Consider the following 2,578-nt stretch of genomic DNA (forward strand, 5'->3'; position numbering starts at 1 on the left):
ACCCCAATTATACAATTCCAAAATAACTTTTTTTAAGGTTTTGGAATGTTCTGTAGGTGTATATTCTGTTCTTACAGGAAAACCATTTAATACCGTTCTCGTAATTAACTGATTTTCTTCCATATCCTTTAATTCCTTTGACAAAACTTTGGTACTTAATTTTGGAATACTTCTCTCTATTTCCCTAAAGTGCTTATTTCCTTCCCAAATTGAAATTAAGATTAAAAGTTTCCATTTTCCACCTATTACATCTAAAGTGTCCCTTACAGGTAACAAGGCGGACATACACTCTTTATGTTCCTTTTTTTTCATATCTACTAATTTAATGATTACCTTGAAGTAACTGATTACCTACAGGTAGCTGATTACTATTGGTAATCAAAAATAGTTAATTTTGCCATATTATTAACAACAACAATTGAAAAATGAAAAACAAGATTTTTACAGCTTTATGTATTCTATTCGGATTAATGATGATTAATTCAGGATTAAACAAATTCTTCAACTATATGCCTATGCCCGAAATGCCTGAAGAAATGATGCAAATTATGGGCGGATTTATGACAATTAAATGGATTTTTCCACTTGTAGCAATTATTGAAATCATTGGAGGTACTTTAATAGCAATCCCAAAAACAAGAGCATTGGGAGCACTAGTAATTCTTCCTGTTATGGTAGGAATATTTGTTCATCATTTAGTACACGACCTATCGGGAATTGGAATCGCATTAATACTATTCGCAATTAATATTTGGGCAATTGTTGCTAACTGGAATAAATACGAACCAATCATAAAAGGTAAATAGAAAAAAAGAAATCTTTTCTATGAGCAGGAAGTAATTAAAAGACAAACTTAAGTTGTATATAAGCCATAGCGGAGTTAATTCTTCACCAATGGCTTTTTTTGTATATTTATTGTCTGTATTAAACCGAAGAAATAGCATATAAAATCCACTACTGCACATACACGCAAAACGTTGGCAGTAATTTGACCTAAACCCAATCGGAATCTTCTAAAGTAAAAATTTCGCTTATTTCAACTTCAAAAATTTGAGCTAACCGCAAAGCTAAAACTGTTGACGGAACATATTTCCCTAATTCCATTGCATTAATTGTTTGTCTGCTAACTTTTGCCAATTTAGCTAATTCAGCTTGCGTAATATTCTTTTTTGCTCTCTCTACTTTAATGCTATTCTTCATAATTAGCGGATTTTTTAAGTTTAGAAATTTGCCAGTTGAACCGAATAATAAAAAACAGTAAAATTGTAAACATATTAAATATCATAACCCATAAAAAAGATAAATCGAAAATGAATAGAAATGATATTAAAAGAATTGCGTAGTTAAAATAAACAGCCCAAACTAAAGATTCCAACCGAATTTTTGAAATATATTCATCTTCTGACTTTTCTTTAGAAAAAGCAACTAATAATGAACTCAATATTATTAGAACACCTAAAATTTCATTTAAAACATTGTTGTTAACAATTCCGATAAAATGCTTTTCACCAAAAACCTCATCAATAAAAATGGCAGGAACATTTAAATCCAAATAATTAGGTTCAAAATCTAAAATAATAGTTATCAAACCAATGAATGCGGATGGAATAAGTATCAACCAACCGATTTTCTTGTACTTGTTAGGAAATAGATAATTTAATTTCATAATAATCAGATTTAATTTTTATCAAATGTAAAACAAATAAAACTAATAGACAAATATTCTTTACATTTAGTAAAACATATAATACTACCAACAAAGTATATTATATTGCTAGTTCTAGACTGCTTACGAATATTCCTGCGGAATATTCTATTCGGTTTTTATTTGCTAAATTAGTTGCTTAAACCACGCAACTAACCATACACAAACACGTTAGCAGCAAGCAGTCACGTTTTGCTAATGTCTTTCCTAATCCAAGAGTTTTTTTATTCCTCGTCACAATTAAATTCTAATCTGGATAATCTAACGTGATATGCAATACGGAATATTAACGCAGGATTAACTACTCAGTTGGATAAGTTAAATTGACAAATAATACGGAACAACAACGTTGGATTAATTACTCAGATGAATAAGTAGAACCGATTAGAAATACGCAAAACAACACAAGATTATAGAACCCATTAAAAATTAAATTTTAAAAGATCATTATAGAAAACCAACAAACTACTCACTCTACTCTGCTTTAATTTTAAAAAGCTTTACGGTCGATCTGTACGCGAAAAAACAAATCTGAACGTAATTGAACACCAAAAACGGAATTATACGCTAAAATCAATATTAGCCTTGATTAATGAAACTGTGTAAAATTAAAAGCCGGCTGCTAACACCGTGTATAATTAATTGCTTAGGCAAGTGCTTCTTTGGAAAATTCCTTCGGAATTTTCTCTGGTCCGTAAAAGTTTGTTAAATTAGCTACCAAACCACGCAACTAACCATACACAAGACCGTTAGCAGCAAGCTGTCACGTTTTGCTAACAGCTTTCTTAATCCAAGAGTTTTTTATTTCTACTCACGATTAAAATCTCACTCGAGTAATCTGACTCGATTAACAGTTCGGAAAATTAACGCTGG

4 protein-coding genes are annotated in these 2,578 nt (G+C 30.4%); 1 reads left to right on the forward strand and 3 read right to left on the reverse strand.

Translation table 11 applies throughout. From position 1 onward, the window contains the following. The coding region (locus ABY298_RS15930) for a winged helix-turn-helix transcriptional regulator (RefSeq protein WP_372747031.1) at positions 1-312 on the reverse strand (312 nt) is incomplete at its 3' end. 113 nt (positions 313-425) lie between these two features. Between ABY298_RS15930 and ABY298_RS15935 the strand changes: the two genes are divergently transcribed. Continuing rightward, positions 426-806 carry a DoxX family membrane protein gene (locus ABY298_RS15935; RefSeq protein WP_372747032.1) on the forward strand — a complete coding sequence of 127 codons (381 nt, stop codon included), beginning with the start codon at positions 426-428 and terminating at the stop codon, positions 804-806. 187 nt (positions 807-993) lie between these two features. Here ABY298_RS15935 and ABY298_RS15940 read toward each other — a convergent pair whose 3' ends face one another. Together ABY298_RS15940 and ABY298_RS15945 are read right to left on the reverse strand one after the other, a co-directional pair. Then, a complete protein-coding gene (locus tag ABY298_RS15940) occupies positions 994-1,200 on the reverse strand; it encodes a helix-turn-helix transcriptional regulator (RefSeq protein WP_072353295.1) in 207 nt (68 codons plus the stop codon). Then, a complete protein-coding gene (locus tag ABY298_RS15945) occupies positions 1,190-1,666 on the reverse strand; it encodes a hypothetical protein (protein WP_372747033.1) in 477 nt (158 codons plus the stop codon). The genes ABY298_RS15940 and ABY298_RS15945 overlap by 11 nt, the downstream gene beginning before the upstream one ends. Positions 1,667-2,578: the final 912 nt, after the last annotated feature.

Origin of the sequence: Lutibacter sp., from assembly GCF_041596795.1 — a bacterium.
Taxonomy (GTDB): Bacteria; Bacteroidota; Bacteroidia; order Flavobacteriales; family Flavobacteriaceae; genus Lutibacter.

Bases quoted from the DNA above. Each gene is read 5' to 3' on its own strand.
- ABY298_RS15940 (WP_072353295.1), bottom strand. From the start codon at position 1,200: ATGAAGAATAGCATTAAAGTAGAGAGAGCAAAAAAGAATATTACGCAA.
- ABY298_RS15945 (WP_372747033.1), bottom strand. From the start codon at position 1,666: ATGAAATTAAATTATCTATTTCCTAACAAGTACAAGAAAATCGGTTGG.
- ABY298_RS15935 (WP_372747032.1), top strand. From the start codon at position 426: ATGAAAAACAAGATTTTTACAGCTTTATGTATTCTATTCGGATTAATG.